Annotated in this window: 15 protein-coding genes; 5 read left to right on the forward strand and 10 right to left on the reverse strand. The window is 65.5% G+C overall.

Translation table 11 applies throughout. The features are described from left to right. Nucleotides 1-16: 16 nt before the first annotated feature. The 5 genes from C8D03_RS23945 to C8D03_RS23965 form a co-directional block, all read right to left on the reverse strand. Complete coding sequence (locus C8D03_RS23945) at nt 17-550, reverse strand: gluconokinase (protein ID WP_108050308.1); 534 nt, start codon at nt 548-550, stop codon at nt 17-19. A gap of 6 nt (nt 551-556) precedes the next feature. Next, complete coding sequence (gene gnd / locus C8D03_RS23950; RefSeq protein ID WP_108050310.1) at nt 557-1,543, reverse strand: phosphogluconate dehydrogenase (NAD(+)-dependent, decarboxylating); 987 nt, start codon at nt 1,541-1,543, stop codon at nt 557-559. Between the two features lie 93 nt (nt 1,544-1,636). Next, nucleotides 1,637-2,191: a hypothetical protein gene (locus C8D03_RS23955; protein WP_146170277.1), complete on the reverse strand. Its 555-nt coding sequence runs from the start codon at nt 2,189-2,191 to the stop codon at nt 1,637-1,639. A gap of 101 nt (nt 2,192-2,292) precedes the next feature. Then, complete coding sequence (locus C8D03_RS23960; RefSeq protein ID WP_108050313.1) at nt 2,293-2,598, reverse strand: hypothetical protein; 306 nt, start codon at nt 2,596-2,598, stop codon at nt 2,293-2,295. A 5-nt stretch (nt 2,599-2,603) separates the two neighbouring features. Next, on the reverse strand, nt 2,604-3,614 hold the full coding sequence (locus tag C8D03_RS23965; protein ID WP_108050315.1) for a 1-aminocyclopropane-1-carboxylate deaminase: 1,011 nt from the start codon (nt 3,612-3,614) through the stop codon (nt 2,604-2,606). 160 nt (nt 3,615-3,774) lie between these two features. On the opposite strand from C8D03_RS23965, the gene C8D03_RS23970 reads away from it, so the two are divergent. Beyond that, nucleotides 3,775-4,239, forward strand: coding sequence for an Lrp/AsnC family transcriptional regulator (locus C8D03_RS23970; protein ID WP_108050318.1), 465 nt, complete (start codon nt 3,775-3,777; stop codon nt 4,237-4,239). A 187-nt stretch (nt 4,240-4,426) separates the two neighbouring features. Here C8D03_RS23970 and urtE read toward each other — a convergent pair whose 3' ends face one another. The 5 genes from urtE to urtA all read right to left on the reverse strand — a co-directional run bounded on the left by urtE (nt 4,427) and on the right by urtA (nt 10,176). Beyond that, entirely contained in the window at nt 4,427-5,122 is a 696-nt protein-coding gene (gene urtE / locus C8D03_RS23975; protein ID WP_108051951.1) for an urea ABC transporter ATP-binding subunit UrtE, read from the reverse strand. 5 nt (nt 5,123-5,127) lie between these two features. Then, a complete protein-coding gene (urtD, locus tag C8D03_RS23980; RefSeq protein WP_108051952.1) occupies nt 5,128-5,979 on the reverse strand; it encodes an urea ABC transporter ATP-binding protein UrtD in 852 nt (283 codons plus the stop codon). Between the two features lie 5 nt (nt 5,980-5,984). Further along, nucleotides 5,985-7,124, reverse strand: a complete 1,140-nt coding sequence (gene urtC / locus C8D03_RS23985) for an urea ABC transporter permease subunit UrtC (protein ID WP_108050320.1) — start codon at nt 7,122-7,124, stop codon at nt 5,985-5,987. After that, a complete protein-coding gene (urtB, locus tag C8D03_RS23990) occupies nt 7,121-8,722 on the reverse strand; it encodes an urea ABC transporter permease subunit UrtB (protein ID WP_108050322.1) in 1,602 nt (533 codons plus the stop codon). Before urtB ends, urtC begins: the two co-directional genes overlap by 4 nt. A 167-nt stretch (nt 8,723-8,889) precedes the next feature. Further along, complete coding sequence (urtA, locus tag C8D03_RS23995; protein ID WP_108050324.1) at nt 8,890-10,176, reverse strand: urea ABC transporter substrate-binding protein; 1,287 nt, start codon at nt 10,174-10,176, stop codon at nt 8,890-8,892. 654 nt (nt 10,177-10,830) lie between these two features. Here urtA and rnr point away from each other — a divergent pair. The 4 genes from rnr (at nt 10,831) to rpmG (ending at nt 14,713) form a co-directional block, all read left to right on the forward strand. Continuing rightward, nucleotides 10,831-13,209, forward strand: a complete 2,379-nt coding sequence (gene rnr / locus C8D03_RS24005) for a ribonuclease R (RefSeq protein WP_108050329.1) — start codon at nt 10,831-10,833, stop codon at nt 13,207-13,209. Next, nucleotides 13,209-13,655, forward strand: coding sequence for a DUF983 domain-containing protein (locus C8D03_RS24010; protein ID WP_108051953.1), 447 nt, complete (start codon nt 13,209-13,211; stop codon nt 13,653-13,655). Before rnr ends, C8D03_RS24010 begins: the two co-directional genes overlap by 1 nt. After that, nucleotides 13,652-14,386 (forward strand): NUDIX hydrolase, encoded by a 735-nt coding sequence (locus C8D03_RS24015; RefSeq protein WP_108050331.1) that lies wholly within the window; start codon nt 13,652-13,654, stop codon nt 14,384-14,386. The genes C8D03_RS24010 and C8D03_RS24015 overlap by 4 nt, the downstream gene beginning before the upstream one ends. Before the next feature lie 159 nt (nt 14,387-14,545). Continuing rightward, a complete protein-coding gene (rpmG, locus tag C8D03_RS24020) occupies nt 14,546-14,713 on the forward strand; it encodes a 50S ribosomal protein L33 (RefSeq protein ID WP_108050332.1) in 168 nt (55 codons plus the stop codon). Nucleotides 14,714-14,851 lie beyond the last annotated feature (138 nt).

A 14,851-nucleotide genomic window follows, 5' to 3' on the forward strand; every position in this document is an offset into this window, starting at 1 on the left:
CCTCACCCCGCCCGGCTCAACCGAGCCCGAGCCCGAGCCGGGTCAGCACTTCCGTCTCGATCGCGTCCTTCGACAGCTCGACGGAGACGACGAGAGGACGCTCGTCCTCGCCCGGCTCCTCCAGCGCCGCGAACTGGCTGTCGAGCAGGGCCGGCGGCATGAAGTGGTGCTGTCGCTGCGCCATCCGCGCGCCGATCAGCTCCCGCGAGCCCTTGAGATAGACCAACGCGACATCGCGCCTGTCGCCGATGATGACGCGGCGATAGGCGCGCTTCAGGGCCGAGCAGGTGACGATGCCGTTGCCGCCCGACGCGCGCAGATCGTCGATCCAGGCGGCGATGGCGGCGAGCCAGGGCTTGCGATCCTCGTCGTTCAGCGGCGTGCCGCCCGCCATCTTGGCGACGTTCGCGGGCGGGTGGAAGGAATCGGCGTCGCGGAACGGCCAAGCGAGCTGGCCCGCCAGCCGCTCGCCGAGCGAGGTCTTGCCCGAACTGGCGACGCCCATGACGACGATGACGGCCGGCCTCACGACCGTTGGCGCGGAGGTCATCGTCGATCAGCCCTGCTTTTTGGGTTCGACATGGCCACCGAAGCCGGCACGCATGGCGGAAAGCACCTTCTCGCCGAAGGTGTGGTCGACGCGGGAGCGGAAGCGGGCGAAGAGCGCCGAGGTCAAGACCTCTGCCGGGGTGGCGGTCTCGACGGCAGCGTCGACCGTCCAGCGACCCTCGCCGGAATCCGAAACATTGCCGGAATAGGCGGAAAGGTCCTCGTCGGCGGCCAAAGCCTCGGCGGTGAGGTCGAGCAGCCAGGAGGTGACGACCGAGCCGCGGCGCCAGACCTCGGCAATCTCGGCGGTGTCGAAGTCGAAGCCGTATTCGGGCGGCAGGCCTTCCTTCGCCGAGGCGTTGCGCAACAGGTCGAAGCCCTCGGCGAAGGCCTGCATCATGCCGTACTCGATGCCATTATGGATCATCTTGACGAAGTGGCCGGCGCCGACCGGGCCGCAATGCAGATAGCCTTCCTCGCTCGTCGGATTGCGGCCCTCGCGATGCTTGGTCGGCTCGAGCTCGCCCTTGCCCGGCGCCAACGCCGTGAAGATCGGCTCCAGCCGGTCGAAAGCAGCCTTCTCGCCGCCGATCATCAGGCAATAGCCGCGATCGAGGCCGTGAACGCCGCCGGAGGTGCCGATATCCATGTAGTGCAGGCCCTTCGCGGCGAGTTCGCCGCCGCGCCGGACATCGTCCTTCCAGAAGGCGTTGCCGCCGTCGATCAGCGTATCGTCGGGCGAGAGCAGGCCAGACAGCTCCGTCAGCGTCGCCTCGGTGATCTTGCCGGCGGGCAGCATGACCCAGATCGCGCGCGGCGCCTTCAGCTTGGCGACCATGTCTTTCAGATCGCTGGCGACGATCGCGCCATCGGCCGCCAGCGCCGCTCCGGGCTTCGGATCGCGGTCATAGACCACGCAGTCATGACCGGCGCGCATCAGCCGGCGCACGATATTGCCACCCATCCGGCCGAGGCCGATCACTCCAAGCTGCATGAGATTCTCCTGGGCAGCGGGCGCAGTTCCGTAAAAGCGGTTCTGGCATCGGCCCGTCGCCTCGACAAGCCAGCTCGCGATCCGACCCCGAGCTCAGGAACGCCTTTCGTGCTGGCGGATTGTGAATGAGAAGCCCGAATGAGGTAGCTTTTGTGGCGGATTGGGCAGGTAGACCACAAACTCTCGCCGCTTTCTTAAATCGGTGTAGAGGTTGCCCTGATAGCACTCATACAGGCCGCCTCTGAAGGTGTAGTAGGTGGTCGCGTGTGCATAAGTGACTTTGGTGTCGATCAGGCGGGCACCCGACGCCACCGGATGCAGCCCGAACGCGAGGCAGAAGGCAAAGAGATCGCGTGCATCCGCCGTTCCCTCGGCGAATCGATCCGCAACTCGGTCGATCGTCTCCTCGCCTGCTTCATGCAGTTGCGGTGCCCATTGCTGGAACTGATGCTTGAGCGCAAAGGCGAGATACGCGCTATTCTCGCGCCGACGGATCGGGTCCAGTTCGCCCAGGCCCTTGAGAGCCTGCCCGATGCCGAACTTCAACGCAGCATCCAGCGCCTTTTTCGCCTTCTCCCGGTAGGCCCCCTGCAAGTCCGGAAAGGTTCTCGATATCGTCGTGACGTCTCCCCGCTTGACGATGGCCACTATCGCGCTCCTCATCCAGCCCGCCGCCGAGCGGCGACTAGAGCGCTTCGACAATCGGCCTGCAAGAGCGGCCGACGTTACGTCAGTCATAGGCCGAGGTTTCAGGGGAACATCAGGGCGAGCGGCTCCATCGACCAGATCGGCTGGACCCGCAGGATACGGGCCGATGTCGAGGCCGCGAGGACGCCTTCCTCGCGCCAGCGTTCGAGCAGACCCGTTGCGGCGGCAGCGCGCGCAAGACCGATCGCGACGACCTCGCGCTCGGGCTGGCCGGAACTGCCCGCTTCCGTTGCCACGAAGCTCAGCCTCGCCTGCCCGGCCAGCGCGAGCGCGCCGGCCCGCTCCAGCAGGGCGGCGCGGCCGGACACCGCACCCGCAGCGAATTCGATGAGGACAACGACCTCCATCGCGATCAGCCGTTGCGGAAGGTGTAGCTGTAGCCGTTGATCGCCGGCACGCCGCCGAGATGGGCGTAAAGCACCTTCGATCCGGCCGGGAAGAAGCCCTTCGTCACCAGATCGATCATGCCCTGCATGGATTTCCCCTCATAGACGGGGTCGGTCATCATGCCTTCGAGCCGGGCCGAAAGGCGGATCGCCTCGATCGTTTCCCTGGAGGGGACGCCGTAGACCGGATAGGCGTAGTCCTCGTTCAGCACGATGTCGTCAGCGACGATGTCCTTGCCGCCGATCAGCGCCGAGGTCTTCTGCGCGATGTCGAGCACCTGCGCCTTCGTCTGCGCCGGAGTGAAAGAGGCGTCGATGCCGATGACGCTGCGCTGGCGGTCATCCTTCGCGAAGCCGACGACCATGCCGGCATGGGTCGAGCCCGTGACGGTGCAGACGACGATGTAGTCGAAGCTGAAGCCGAGCTCGGCCTCCTGCGCCCGCACCTCCTCGGCGAAGCCGACATAGCCGAGGCCGCCGAACTTGTGGACCGAGGCGCCGGCGGGAATCGGATAGGGCTTGCCGCCCTTGGCCTTCACATCGGCCAGCGCCTGCTCCCAGCTCGCGCGGATGCCGATATCGAACCCCTCGTCGACGAGCTGGACGTCGGCGCCCATCACCCGCGACAGCAGGATGTTGCCGACGCGGTCATAGACCGCATCCTCATGCGGCACCCAGCTCTCCTGAACGAGCCGGCATTTCATCCCGATCTTCGCCGCGGTTGCCGCGACCATGCGCGTGTGGTTCGACTGCACGCCGCCGATCGAGACCAGCGTGTCGGCGCCGGACGCGATCGCGTCGGGGACGATATATTCCAGCTTCCTCAACTTGTTGCCGCCGAAAGCCAATCCGGAATTGCAATCCTCGCGCTTGGCGAAGAGCTCGACCTTGCCGCCGAGATGGGCCGACAGACGCGGCAGTTTTTCGATCGGCGTCGGGCCGAATGTCAGGGGATAACGCTCGAATTTGCTCAGCATGGCAGGCCGTCCTCAATCGATTTCGATGGCCGAAAACCTATCGAAACTGGACTGGAACGTCCTTCCGAAGTGAGGCAGTATTCTGCACGCTAATTAGGTAACTGCGTCTATCCTTCGTCCTGACCGCGCAGAAATAAGGTCAAATCTGGAAGATTCTTTCATGACCTCGAATCTCGACCGAACCGACCTCAAAATCCTGCGCCTGCTGCAGTCGGACGGGCGGCTTGGCAATGCCGAGATCGCCAAGCGGGTGAACACCAGCGCCGCCACCTGCCACCGCCGGATCCAGCGCCTGTTCGCCGAAGGCTACGTCACCTCGGTGCGGGCGCAGGTCTCGCCCAGACATGTCGAGATGGGCACGCTCGCCTTCGTCGGCGTGGTGCTTGACCGCTCGACGCCCGAGAGCTTCGGCGATTTCGAGGCCGCCATCCGGGCGATGCCGGTGATCCTCGACTGCCACATCGTCGCCGGCGATTTCGACTACATCCTCAAGATCCGGGTCCGCGACATGGCGGATTTCAACAAGCTCCACGCCGAAAAGCTGATCGCCCTGCCGGGCGTCCGGCAGACGCGGACCTTCTTCGTGATGAAGGAGGTCGTCGACAACGCGCCGCTGGCGTTTTGAGGGGCGACGGGTGTCCGGATTGCCGAGCAGCTGACTCTTAATCAGCGGCTTGAACCCGTCATGCTCGCCCTTGTGGCGAGCATCCACGTCTTGACCAGCGCATTCGACCAGCGAAGAGGTGGATGGTCGGGACAGGCCCGACCATGACGGAACAGCACCGGGCCGCGGCTCTGGTGCGCTCCGGCCCTCACACCTGAATCAGCCGTTGCACCTGGTTGGCGTCGAGGTCCTTCATCGGGCCCGACAGCACGACCTCGCCGCGATCCATCACGAACATCGTGTCGGCGAGGTCGCGGGCGAAGTCGAAATACTGCTCGACCAGCACGATCGCCATGTCGCCCTTCGAGCGCAGATAGTCGATCGCGCGGCCGATATCCTTGATGATCGAGGGCTGGATGCCCTCGGTCGGCTCGTCCAGCACCAGCAACTTGGGCCGGGTGACCAGCGCTCGCGCAATGGCGAGTTGCTGTTGCTGGCCACCCGAGAGGTCTCCGCCGCGTCGGCCCAGCATGGACTTGAGCACGGGGAAAAGGTCGAAGAGTTCATCGGGAACGTAGCGCTCCTTGCGAGGCAAGGGCGCGAAGCCGGTCTCGAGGTTTTCCTTCACGCTCAGCAGCGGGAAGACCTCGCGGCCCTGCGGCACGAAGCCGATGCCGGCCCGCGCACGATCCTCGGTCCGCAGGGTCGAGATATCCTCGCCGCCGAAGGAAATCTTGCCGGCACTGATCGCCTGCTGGCCGACGATGGCGCGCATCAGCGTGGTCTTGCCGACGCCGTTGCGGCCCATCACGCAGGTGACCTTGCCAGCTTCAGCCGTGATCGAGACGCGGCGCAGCGCCTGGGCGGCACCGTAATGGAGATCGATGGCGTCGACACTCAGCATCGTTCTCACCGCCCCAGATAGACTTCGACGACGCGCTCATTGGCGCTGACCTGGTCGAGCGGGCCTTCGGCCAGCACTGAACCCTCGTGCAGCACCGTGACCTTGACGCCGAGTTCGCGGATGAAACCCATGTCGTGCTCGACCACGATGACCGAATGGTCCTTCGCGATCTCCTTGAGGAGGACCGCCGTCTCGGCCGTCTCGCCATCGGTCATGCCGGCGGCGGGCTCATCGACCAGCAGGAGCTTGGGATCCTGCGCCAGCAGCATGCCGATCTCGAGCCACTGCTTCTGGCCATGCGAGAGCGAGCCGGCGAGCCGGTCGCGGGCATCGCCGAGCTTGATGATGCCGAGGATGTCGTCGATGCGCTTCTGCTGCGCGGCCGCCGTCTTCCAGAACAGCGTCTTGCCGACCGAGCGTGGCGCCTTCAGGGCCAGCAGGATGTTGTCCTCGATCGTGTGGAAGTCGAACACCGTCGGCTTCTGGAATTTGCGGCCGATGCCGAGATTGGCGATCGCCGCTTCGTCGAGCCTGGTCAGGTCGACCGAGCCGCCGAACATCACCGTGCCGACATCCGGCTTGGTCTTGCCGGTGATGATGTCCATCATCGTGGTCTTGCCGGCGCCGTTGGGGCCGATGATGGCGCGCATCTCGCCAGGCGCGATGACGAGCGAGAGCCCGCGAATAGCCTTGAAGCCGTCGAAGGAGACGCTGACGCCGTCGAGATAGAGCAGCGAGGAGGTGAGAGCATGGCGCGAAAAAGTGGACGCCGGTTTTTCGCCAAGGCCACGCTCTCGAATGTTGGAATCGATCACGCCTTTGGCGTGATCTCTGGCGCCGGGGTTGGAAGCGGTCATGCGCGTCACTCCGCCGGGGCCGGTTCGGCCGCAGGGACCGGAGCAGGTTTCCTGCGCTTGTCCCACCAGTCCTGCGCCGTGCCGAGGATGCCCTTGGGCATGAAGATCGTCACGAAGACGAAGAGCGCGCCCAGCGCGAACAGCCAGTACGGCGCCATGAAGCCCGAGGTGAAGACGGTCTTGGCGTAGTTGACCACGACGCCGCCCAGCGCCGCGCCGACCAGCGTGCCGCGCCCCCCGACCGCGACCCAGATCACGGTCTCGATCGAGTTGGCGGGGGCGAACTCGCTGGGGTTGATGATGCCGACCTGCGGCACATAGAGCGCGCCCGCCACACCCGCCATGCAGGCCGAGACGGTGAAGACGAAGAGCTTGAAGCGGTCGACCCGGTAGCCGAGGAAGCGCGTGCGGGATTCGGCATCGCGGATCGCGATGACGACCTTGCCGAGCTTCGAGGCAACGATGCCGCGCGCGATCAGGAAGCCGGCTGCCAGCATGACGCAGGTCATCGAAAACAGAGCCGCGCGAGTCGTTTGCGCCTGGACGTTGAAGCCGAGGATGTCCTTGAAATCGGTCAGGCCGTTATTGCCGCCGAATCCCATGTCGTTGCGGAAAAAGGCGAGCAGCAGCGCATAGGTCAGCGCCTGGGTGATGATCGAGAGATAGACGCCGGTCACGCGGCTGCGGAAGGCGAACCAGCCGAAGATGAAGGCAAGCAGCCCCGGCGCGAGCAGCACCATCAGCATCGCGAAGGGGAAGGAGGAGAATCCGTACCAGTACCAGGGCAGCTCCTGCCAGTTCAGGAAGACCATGAAGTCCGGCAGGACCGGGTTGCCATAAGTGCCGCGCGAGCCGATCTGGCGCATCAGATACATGCCCATCGCATAGCCGCCGAGCGCGAAGAAGGCGCCATGGCCGAGCGAGAGGATGCCGCAATAGCCCCAGACCAGATCGAGCGAGATCGCCAGCAGGGCATAGCAGAGATACTTGCCCCAGAGCGACATGGTCGAGGTCGGGATGTGGAAGGCCGAACCGACCGGCATCAGCAGGTTCAGCAGCGGAACCAGGACGGCGATGGCGGCGATGATGGCGAGGAAGACGTAGCCCCGCCTGTCCATGTTCTGCAGGAGAAAGCGGGAGATCATGCTTCCACCGCCCTGCCCTTGAGCGCGAACAGGCCGCGCGGGCGCTTCTGAATGAACAGGATGATGAAGACGAGCAGCGCGATCTTGCCGAGCACCGCCCCGGCATAGGGTTCGAGCAGCTTGTTGGCGACACCGAGCGTCATGGCGGCGACGAGCGTGCCCCAGAGATTGCCGACGCCGCCGAAGACCACGACCATGAATGAGTCGATGATGTAGCTCTGGCCGAGATTGGGACTGACATTGTCGATCTGCGAGAGCGCGACGCCGGCGAGCCCCGCGACCCCCGAGCCGAGCCCGAAGGTCAACGCATCGACGCGGCCGGTGCGGATGCCCATGGCCGAGGCCATGCGGCGGTTCTGGGTGACGGCCCGCATCTGCAGGCCGATCGGCGTCAGTTTCAGGATCGCCAGCAGCGCGGCGAAGACGAGGCCGGCGAAGACGATGATCCAGAGTCTGTTCCAGGTGATGGCGAGCTGACCGATCTCGAAGGCGCCGGACATGAAGTTCGGGGCGCCGACCTCGCGATTGGTCGGGCCGAAGGCGGTGCGCACCGCCTGCTGCAGAATCAGGCTGATGCCCCAGGTCGCGAGCAGCGTCTCCAACGGACGCCCATAAAGGAAGCGGATGACGCCGCGCTCGATCGCGATGCCGACAGCACCAGCCACGAGAAAGGCGAGCGGCACGGCGATCAGCAGCGAATAGTCGAACAGGCCGGGAAAGCGCGTGCGGATGATCTCCTGCACGATGAAGGTGGTGTAGGCGCCCAGCATGACCATCTCGCCATGGGCCATGTTGATGACGCCCATCACGCCGAAGGTGATGGCGAGCCCGATCGCCGCCAAAAGCAGCACCGAGCCGAGCGACAGGCCGTACCAGAGGTTCTGTCCGGCCCGCCAGAGCGCGAGCTTGCCCTCGATGGCCGAGACGGCGCGGCCTTGCGCCTCCTTCAGCGCGGGCGAGGAATCGCCCGGCAGCGAGCGCAGGGTCGCCAGCGCATCCTGGTCGCCGCGCTCGCGAAGGACGTCGATGGCGGCGATCCGGTCGAAGGGCGGCGCGTCGGATTTGGCGACGAGGATCGCTGCCTGGGCTTGGCGCAGCGCCGCCTTCGCCCTGGGATCGCTCTCCTTGGCGATGGCGCCTTCGAGCACCGGCAGCAGGGATGCGTCGCGCGACTTGAACACGGCCTCGGCGGCCGCGATGCGCTTGGTCGCATCGGGATTGAGCAACCCCAGGCCGCCCAGCGCAGCCTGAATGTTACGTCGGACACTGTTGTTGAGGCGAACCGGGGCGAGGCCCGCGGGCTCGGCCGGGAGAGCCGCGCCTGTCTTCGCGTCGAGGAACTTGCCGTCTTTCGTCCGGACGGTGACGGCGCCGCCGCCGGCCAGAAGCCGGCCATCGGCCAGAGCCTCGATGATCGTCGCCGCCTGCGGATGGGCGTTTGCGATCAGAAGCTCGATGGCGCGGTTGGTATCGGAGAAACTGTCGGCGCCGAGCCTGGTGAAGGCTTCATCGGCGCTCTGGGCGACTGCAGTGCCCGGCTGGAGTGCAAGCAGCGTCGCTAGCGCAATCAAGCGCAAAAGGCAGGACACAATCCGCATGGGCTCGTTTCGGGTTTGCAGGCCTGCAACCTGGTTCGGTTGCAGTCTGGATCGGCGGTGTCGGATGCCCCCGGCGCCAAGGCCGGGGGCATCGTCGAATTCGAGGAACGGCCGGATTTTATGAAGTCCGTGCCGTCCCTCCCCCTCTTGAACTCAGCAGGCCGCCCTCACGCGCCGCCGCACTTGCCGGTCTTGACGTTGAAGTTGCCGCACTTCTTCTCGACCCAGTCGCCGATCAGGTCCTTGGAACCGTCGAGCTCCTTGGACCAGGCGTCGCCGGCGACGAGGCCGGTCTTGGAGACCACGTCGAACTGGCCGTCGGCCTTGATCTCGCCGATCAGGACAGGCTTGGTGATGTGGTGGTTCGGAAGCATCTTCGAGATGCCGCCGGTCAGGTTCGGCGCCTCGATGCCGGGCAGAGCGTCGATGACCTTGTCGGGATCGAAGCTCTTGGCCTTCTCGACAGCCTTCACCCACATGGCGAAGCCGATGACATGGGCCTCCATCGGATCGTTAGTGACAGCCTTGTCGTTCTTCTTGTAGGCCTTCCACTGCTTGATGAAGGCCTCGTTCTCGGGCGTCTTGACCGACTGGAAGTAGTTCCACGCGGCGAGATGGCCGAGCAGCGGCTTGGTGTCGATGCCGGCCAGTTCTTCCTCGCCGACCGAGAAGGCCACGACCGGGATGTCAGTCGCCTTGACGCCCTGGTTGCCGAGTTCCTTGTAAAACGGCACGTTGGCGTCACCATTGATGGTCGAGACCACGGCGGTCTTCTTGCCGGCGGTGCCGAACTTCTTGATGTCGGAGACGATCGTCTGCCAGTCCGAATGACCGAACGGCGTGTAGTTGATCATGATGTCTTCGGACTTGACGCCCTTCGCCTTCAGATAGGCCTCAAGGACCTTGTTGGTCGTGCGTGGGTAGACATAGTCGGTGCCGGCGAGGACCCAGCGCTGAACCTTCTCCTCCTTGGCGAGGTAGTCGACGGCCGGGATCGCCTGCTGGTTCGGCGCGGCGCCGGTGTAGAACACATTGCGCTCGCTCTCCTCGCCCTCGTACTGGACGGGGTAGAACAGGATCGAGTTCAGCTCCTTGAAGACCGGCAGCACCGACTTGCGGGAAACCGAGGTCCAGCAGCCGAACACGGCCGAGACCTTGTCCTTGGTGATGAGCTCGCGGGCCTTCTCGGCGAAGAGCGGCCAGTTCGAGGCCGGATCGACCACGACCGCCTCGAGCTTCTTGCCGAGCACGCCGCCCTTCTTGTTCTGCTCTTCGATGAGCATGAGCATGACGTCCTTCAACGTCGTCTCGGAGATCGCCATCGTGCCCGAGAGCGAGTGGAGGATGCCGACCTTGATGGTCTCTTGCGCCGCAGCCGGCAGATATGAGCCCAGAATGGTGGCGCCCGCGAGAGCGGCACCCAAAATAACGCGACGTGTGGTGTTCACGGACATATCCCCCGAACCATCCCTGGTTGGCCGCGCCCTTGAGTGGGCGGCGGCGGGCCTCCCCGGCCCGAGGCAGATGGCTCGCAAGCGACGTGCCAACGGCACAACCGGACGTTACGGAACCACAAGTCTCTGCCAAATGCTCTCCTCCGACGGCATTTCCTGCGGTCCATGACCTCACGCACGCAAAAATCATGCGGGACCGCGGTATTTGTCTAAATAATAAGCATGAAAGCCGGCGCGAAATTAGGCAGTTGCCGGGAACTGCGCGATTCAGGCGCTCCCGCCTCAGATTCCCACACGTCCGGCAGCGTGTTTTTTGACATTTACGCCGGGTCGAGAATCGACCTAGCCTGACATCGTCGGTAACAACTGAAAGGAGGTGATCCAGTGTCTCATTGTCATCAACCGCTGGTTCAAAGCGGGCGGACCTGGGCTCTTTCCATATGGGGTTCTTGTTCCGCGTGAGCTTTTGGATCTTCAGGCCCGGTTACCGGGGCTGCGGTTCGGCAATGGAAGGGCTGCCCGAAAGGGCAGCCCTTCTTTCGTTGCAGGGGACCAATTCGGTGGTGGTTCTGGTATCCTGGCGTGGCGCGTGCGACATCAGGGCCATGACCCTGCATTCAAGTTTCCCCGCAAGCCTGTCCGAGAGCCACCGCGTTGTCCGCGCCTGAACCCAGCCGCCAGGCGATCCTCGACTTCGTCGAATCCGAGCGGGAGGCCGGCCGCGAGGTCGGCCGGCGCGAGATCGCCAAGGCCTTCGGCCTGTCCGGCGGTGGCAAGATCTGGCTCAAGCGCATTCTCAAGGAGCTCGAGGAAGAGGGCGAGACCGGCGGCGACGGCGTCGAGCGGCCAGTGCATCCCCGTGGCGCCCTGCCGCCGGTCCTGCTCTGCGAGATCAAGGGCAAGGATCGCGACGGCGACCCGTTCGCGGCACCGCTGGAATGGAACGAGGCCGACCAGGGCGCGCCGCCCAGGATTCTGGTCGAGCGGCAGCGCGAGTTTCGCGCCAAGCGCCATGCGGCGCCTGCTCCGGGCATTGGCGACCATGTCCTGCTCAAGCTGACGCGCCTCAAGGGCGTCGACGGCTTCGCCTATTCCGGCCGCGTGCTGAAGGTGATGGGCAAGGGCAAGGCGCAGGTGCTCGGTATCTTCCGCGCCCTGCCCGACGGCTCGGGCCGGCTGATCCCGATCGACAAGAAGGCGCAGGGCCGCGAGGCGCTGATCCCAAGGGGACAGACCGGCGACGCACAGGATGGCGACCTCGTCTCGGTTGCGCTGCGCAGCGAGAGCCGGTTCGGCCCGCCCGAGGCGCAAGTACGCGAAAGACTCGGCTCGCTGAAATCGGAGCGCGCTGTCAGCCTGATCGCGATCCATGCCCATGGCATCCCGCATGTCTTCCAGCCCGCGACGATCGCAGAGGCCGAGGCCGTGCGGCCGGCGGGCACGGCGGGGCGCGAGGACTGGCGCGAGCTGCCGCTGATCACGATCGACCCGGCAGACGCCAAGGACCATGACGACGCGGTCCATGCCGCTCCCGACGACGATCCGGAGAATCCGGGCGGCCATGTCGTGACTGTCGCGATCGCCGATGTCGCGGCCTATGTCCGGCCCGGTTCATCGCTCGACAAGGAGGCGCTGGAGCGCGGCAACTCGGTCTATTTCCCCGACCGTGTCGTGCCGATGCTGCCCGAGCGCATCTCCAACGATCTCTGCTCGCTGCGCGAGGGCGAGGACCGCCCGGCACTGGCGGTCCGGCTCGTGCTCAAGGCGGATGGTTCTAAGAAGAGCCACTCCTTCCACCGCGTCCTGATGCGCTCGGCGGCGAAGCTCTCCTACCAGCAGGCTCAGGGAGCCATCGACGGCCAGGGCGACGAAAAAGCGGGTGCGGTTCGCGATGCGATCCTGATGCCGCTCTGGGCGGCGTATGGCGTCGCGGCGCGCGCCCGCGACGCGCGCCAGCCGCTCGATCTCGACCTGCCGGAACGCAAGCTGGTGCTGAAGGCCGACGGCTCGGTCGATCGCGTCATCGTGCCGGAGCGCCTGGCCGCGCATAAGCTGATCGAGGAGTTCATGATCCTCGCCAACGTCGCCGCTTCGGAGACGCTGGAGAAGGCCGGCAGCCTCCTGATCTATCGCTGCCATGACGAGCCCTCGCTGGAAAAGATGCGGGCGCTCGGCGAGGTCCTGGCCTCGATCGGGATCAAGCTGCCGAAGGACGGCGTGCTGCGGCCAGTGCTGTTCAACCGCATCCTCGCGATGATCAAGGGCTCGGAGAACGAGACCTTCATCAACGAGGTGGTGCTGCGAACCCAGGCGCAGGCCGAATATGTCGCCGAGAATTACGGGCATTTCGGCCTGAACCTGCGCCGCTACGCGCATTTTACCTCGCCGATCCGGCGCTATGCCGATCTCGTCGTGCATCGGGCCCTGATCGCCGCGCTGAAAGCCGGCGATGACGGGCTGGGCAGAGGCACGACGCTGGAGGCATTGCGCGAGGTCTCGACGCGAATCTCGGCGGCCGAGCGGCGCGCCATGGCGGCAGAGCGCGAGACCACGGATCGGCTGATCGCGCATTTCCTCGCCGACCAGATCGGATCGTCCTTCGACGGGCGCATCGGCGGCGTCAACCGCGCCGGGCTGTTCGTCAAGCTCGACGGTACCGGCGCCGACGGCTTCATCCCCGCCTCGACGCTGGGCGCCGACTACTATCGCTATGACGAAGCCGTTCACGCCCTGATCGGCGAGCGCACCGGTGAGAGCTTCCGTCTCGGCGACCGGGTCCATGTCAAGCTGGTCGAGGCGGCCCCCGTCGCGGGCGCGCTGCGCTTCGAATTGCTCTCGGAAGGGCGGCAGGGGGCATCGTCGAGCCCTGGCGTCCGTGCGGGCCGCACGCCGTTTTCCGCGCGAGGCCGGCCTGGCTCGACATTCGGCGGGCCGGGAGGTCGGGCGCCGGGCAAGAGCGGTCCTGGCAGAAGCGGGCCTGGCAAGCCCGGAAAAGGCAAGCCGGGCACATCGAAATCCGGCAAGAGGCGATGATGGCGATCCAGATTCACACAGCGGCCGAGCGCCCCGTGGAGCGCGACTGGCGCAGCGCGATCGGCAACGGGCTGCGCGGCCGTTGCCCGCGCTGCGGTCAGGGCCGGCTGTTCCGGGGCTTCCTCAAGCCGGTCGATACCTGCGCCGCCTGCGGCGAACCGCTGCACTACCAGCGCGCCGACGACCTGCCGCCCTATCTCGTCATCACCATCGTCGGCCACATCGTCGTCGGCGGGATTCTGATGGCGGAGAAATACGCCGACTGGTCGATGGGGCTGCATATGGCGATCTGGCCCGCCCTGACCGTGATCCTGTCCCTGCTGCTGATGCAGCCGGCGAAGGGCGGGGTCATCGGCCTGCAATGGGCGATGCGCATGCACGGTTTCGGCGGCACGCCCGATACGCCCGAGCGCCAGCCCCTCCCGCCAACGGTCCACCAGTCATGAACGATCACGCCGTCACCCTGACCCAGACCGAGCGCGTCCGCGTCGCGACCAACATCCGCCCCAAGGATGCGGCGACGATGATGATTCTCGATCGCAGCGCCGCGAAGCCGCGCATCCTGATGGGCAAGCGTCACCCCAGCCACAAATTCATGCCGGGCAAATACGTCTTCCCTGGTGGCCGCGTCGATCCGGGCGACAGGCGGATGACGGCGACGGGCGCACTCTCCCAGATCTGCGAGGACAGGCTCACGGCGCGGACCGTGCGGCCGACCGCCGCCAAGGCGCGGGCGCTCGCCCTGGCCGCGATCCGCGAGACCTTCGAGGAAACCGGCCTGCTCTTCGGCTCGGCCGAGTACGGGGCACCGGAGCGGCCGCCGGCCGGGAGCTGGAGCGAGTTCGCCGGGCACGGCATCTATCCGGACCTCTCCGCGATTTCGTTCGTGGCCCGGGCCATCACGCCGCCACGCCGGCCGAAGCGATTCGACACCCGCTTCTTCACCGTTGATGCCTCGGCCTCGGCCAAGCAGATCGAGAATGTCGTCGGCCCCGATTCGGAACTGATCGATCTGGTCTGGGTCGATTTCGACGAGGCCAAGCGGCTCGACCTGCCCGCCATCACCAAGGTCATCATCCAGGAGGTCGAGGCCCGTATCGCCGCGGGCTTCGCGCCCTATTTGCCGGTGCCCTTCTTCTGGGAGAAGAAGGGCAGCTTCGTGCGCGAGGAGCTCTGACGCCGGCTGCCGGCGCGAAAGTCGCGCGCCGCCACGCCATTCCACCTTGACTTCGACAGGCCTTTACGGCATTCCCACGCCCGACGGTTTGCCGGGTTCGCCCGGCCATTATCATTTCCCGTGGGCCTCACCAGCCCCACATGGTTCGAGGATATCCCCATGGCCAAGGCCGTGACCATTAAAGTGAAGCTGCTTTCGACCGCCGACACCGGCTTCTTCTACGTGACGAAGAAGAACTCCCGCACGATGACGGAGAAGATGTCGAAGAAGAAATACGACCCCGTCGCGCGCAAGCACGTCGAGTTCAAGGAAACCAAGATCAAGTAAGGCCCCTTCGCCTGCTGATGATGGTTCGAGATTGAAAGCCGCCCCGTCCGGGGCGGTTTTTTATTGCCTTAAGTGTTGGCCTCTTAGCCCTCCAACGCCCGCCCCGCTTCGTCCAGTCCCGGCAGGCCATCGCCTGCC

The sequence above is a fragment of the Bosea sp. 124 genome, from assembly GCF_003046175.1.
Lineage (GTDB): Bacteria > Pseudomonadota > Alphaproteobacteria > Rhizobiales > Beijerinckiaceae > Allobosea.

What these genes read in the sequence shown, in the direction of transcription:
- C8D03_RS23945 (WP_108050308.1), bottom strand. Translation starts at nt 550, where the DNA reads ATGACCTCCGCGCCAACGGTCGTGAGGCCGGCCGTCATCGTCGTCATG.
- gnd (WP_108050310.1), bottom strand. Translation starts at nt 1,543, where the DNA reads ATGCAGCTTGGAGTGATCGGCCTCGGCCGGATGGGTGGCAATATCGTG.
- C8D03_RS23960 (WP_108050313.1), bottom strand. Translation starts at nt 2,598, where the DNA reads ATGGAGGTCGTTGTCCTCATCGAATTCGCTGCGGGTGCGGTGTCCGGC.
- C8D03_RS23965 (WP_108050315.1), bottom strand. Translation starts at nt 3,614, where the DNA reads ATGCTGAGCAAATTCGAGCGTTATCCCCTGACATTCGGCCCGACGCCG.
- C8D03_RS23970 (WP_108050318.1), top strand. Translation starts at nt 3,775, where the DNA reads ATGACCTCGAATCTCGACCGAACCGACCTCAAAATCCTGCGCCTGCTG.
- urtE (WP_108051951.1), bottom strand. Translation starts at nt 5,122, where the DNA reads ATGCTGAGTGTCGACGCCATCGATCTCCATTACGGTGCCGCCCAGGCG.
- urtD (WP_108051952.1), bottom strand. Translation starts at nt 5,979, where the DNA reads ATGACCGCTTCCAACCCCGGCGCCAGAGATCACGCCAAAGGCGTGATC.
- urtC (WP_108050320.1), bottom strand. Translation starts at nt 7,124, where the DNA reads ATGATCTCCCGCTTTCTCCTGCAGAACATGGACAGGCGGGGCTACGTC.
- urtB (WP_108050322.1), bottom strand. Translation starts at nt 8,722, where the DNA reads ATGCGGATTGTGTCCTGCCTTTTGCGCTTGATTGCGCTAGCGACGCTG.
- urtA (WP_108050324.1), bottom strand. Translation starts at nt 10,176, where the DNA reads ATGTCCGTGAACACCACACGTCGCGTTATTTTGGGTGCCGCTCTCGCG.
- C8D03_RS24010 (WP_108051953.1), top strand. Translation starts at nt 13,209, where the DNA reads ATGGCGATCCAGATTCACACAGCGGCCGAGCGCCCCGTGGAGCGCGAC.
- C8D03_RS24015 (WP_108050331.1), top strand. Translation starts at nt 13,652, where the DNA reads ATGAACGATCACGCCGTCACCCTGACCCAGACCGAGCGCGTCCGCGTC.
- rpmG (WP_108050332.1), top strand. Translation starts at nt 14,546, where the DNA reads ATGGCCAAGGCCGTGACCATTAAAGTGAAGCTGCTTTCGACCGCCGAC.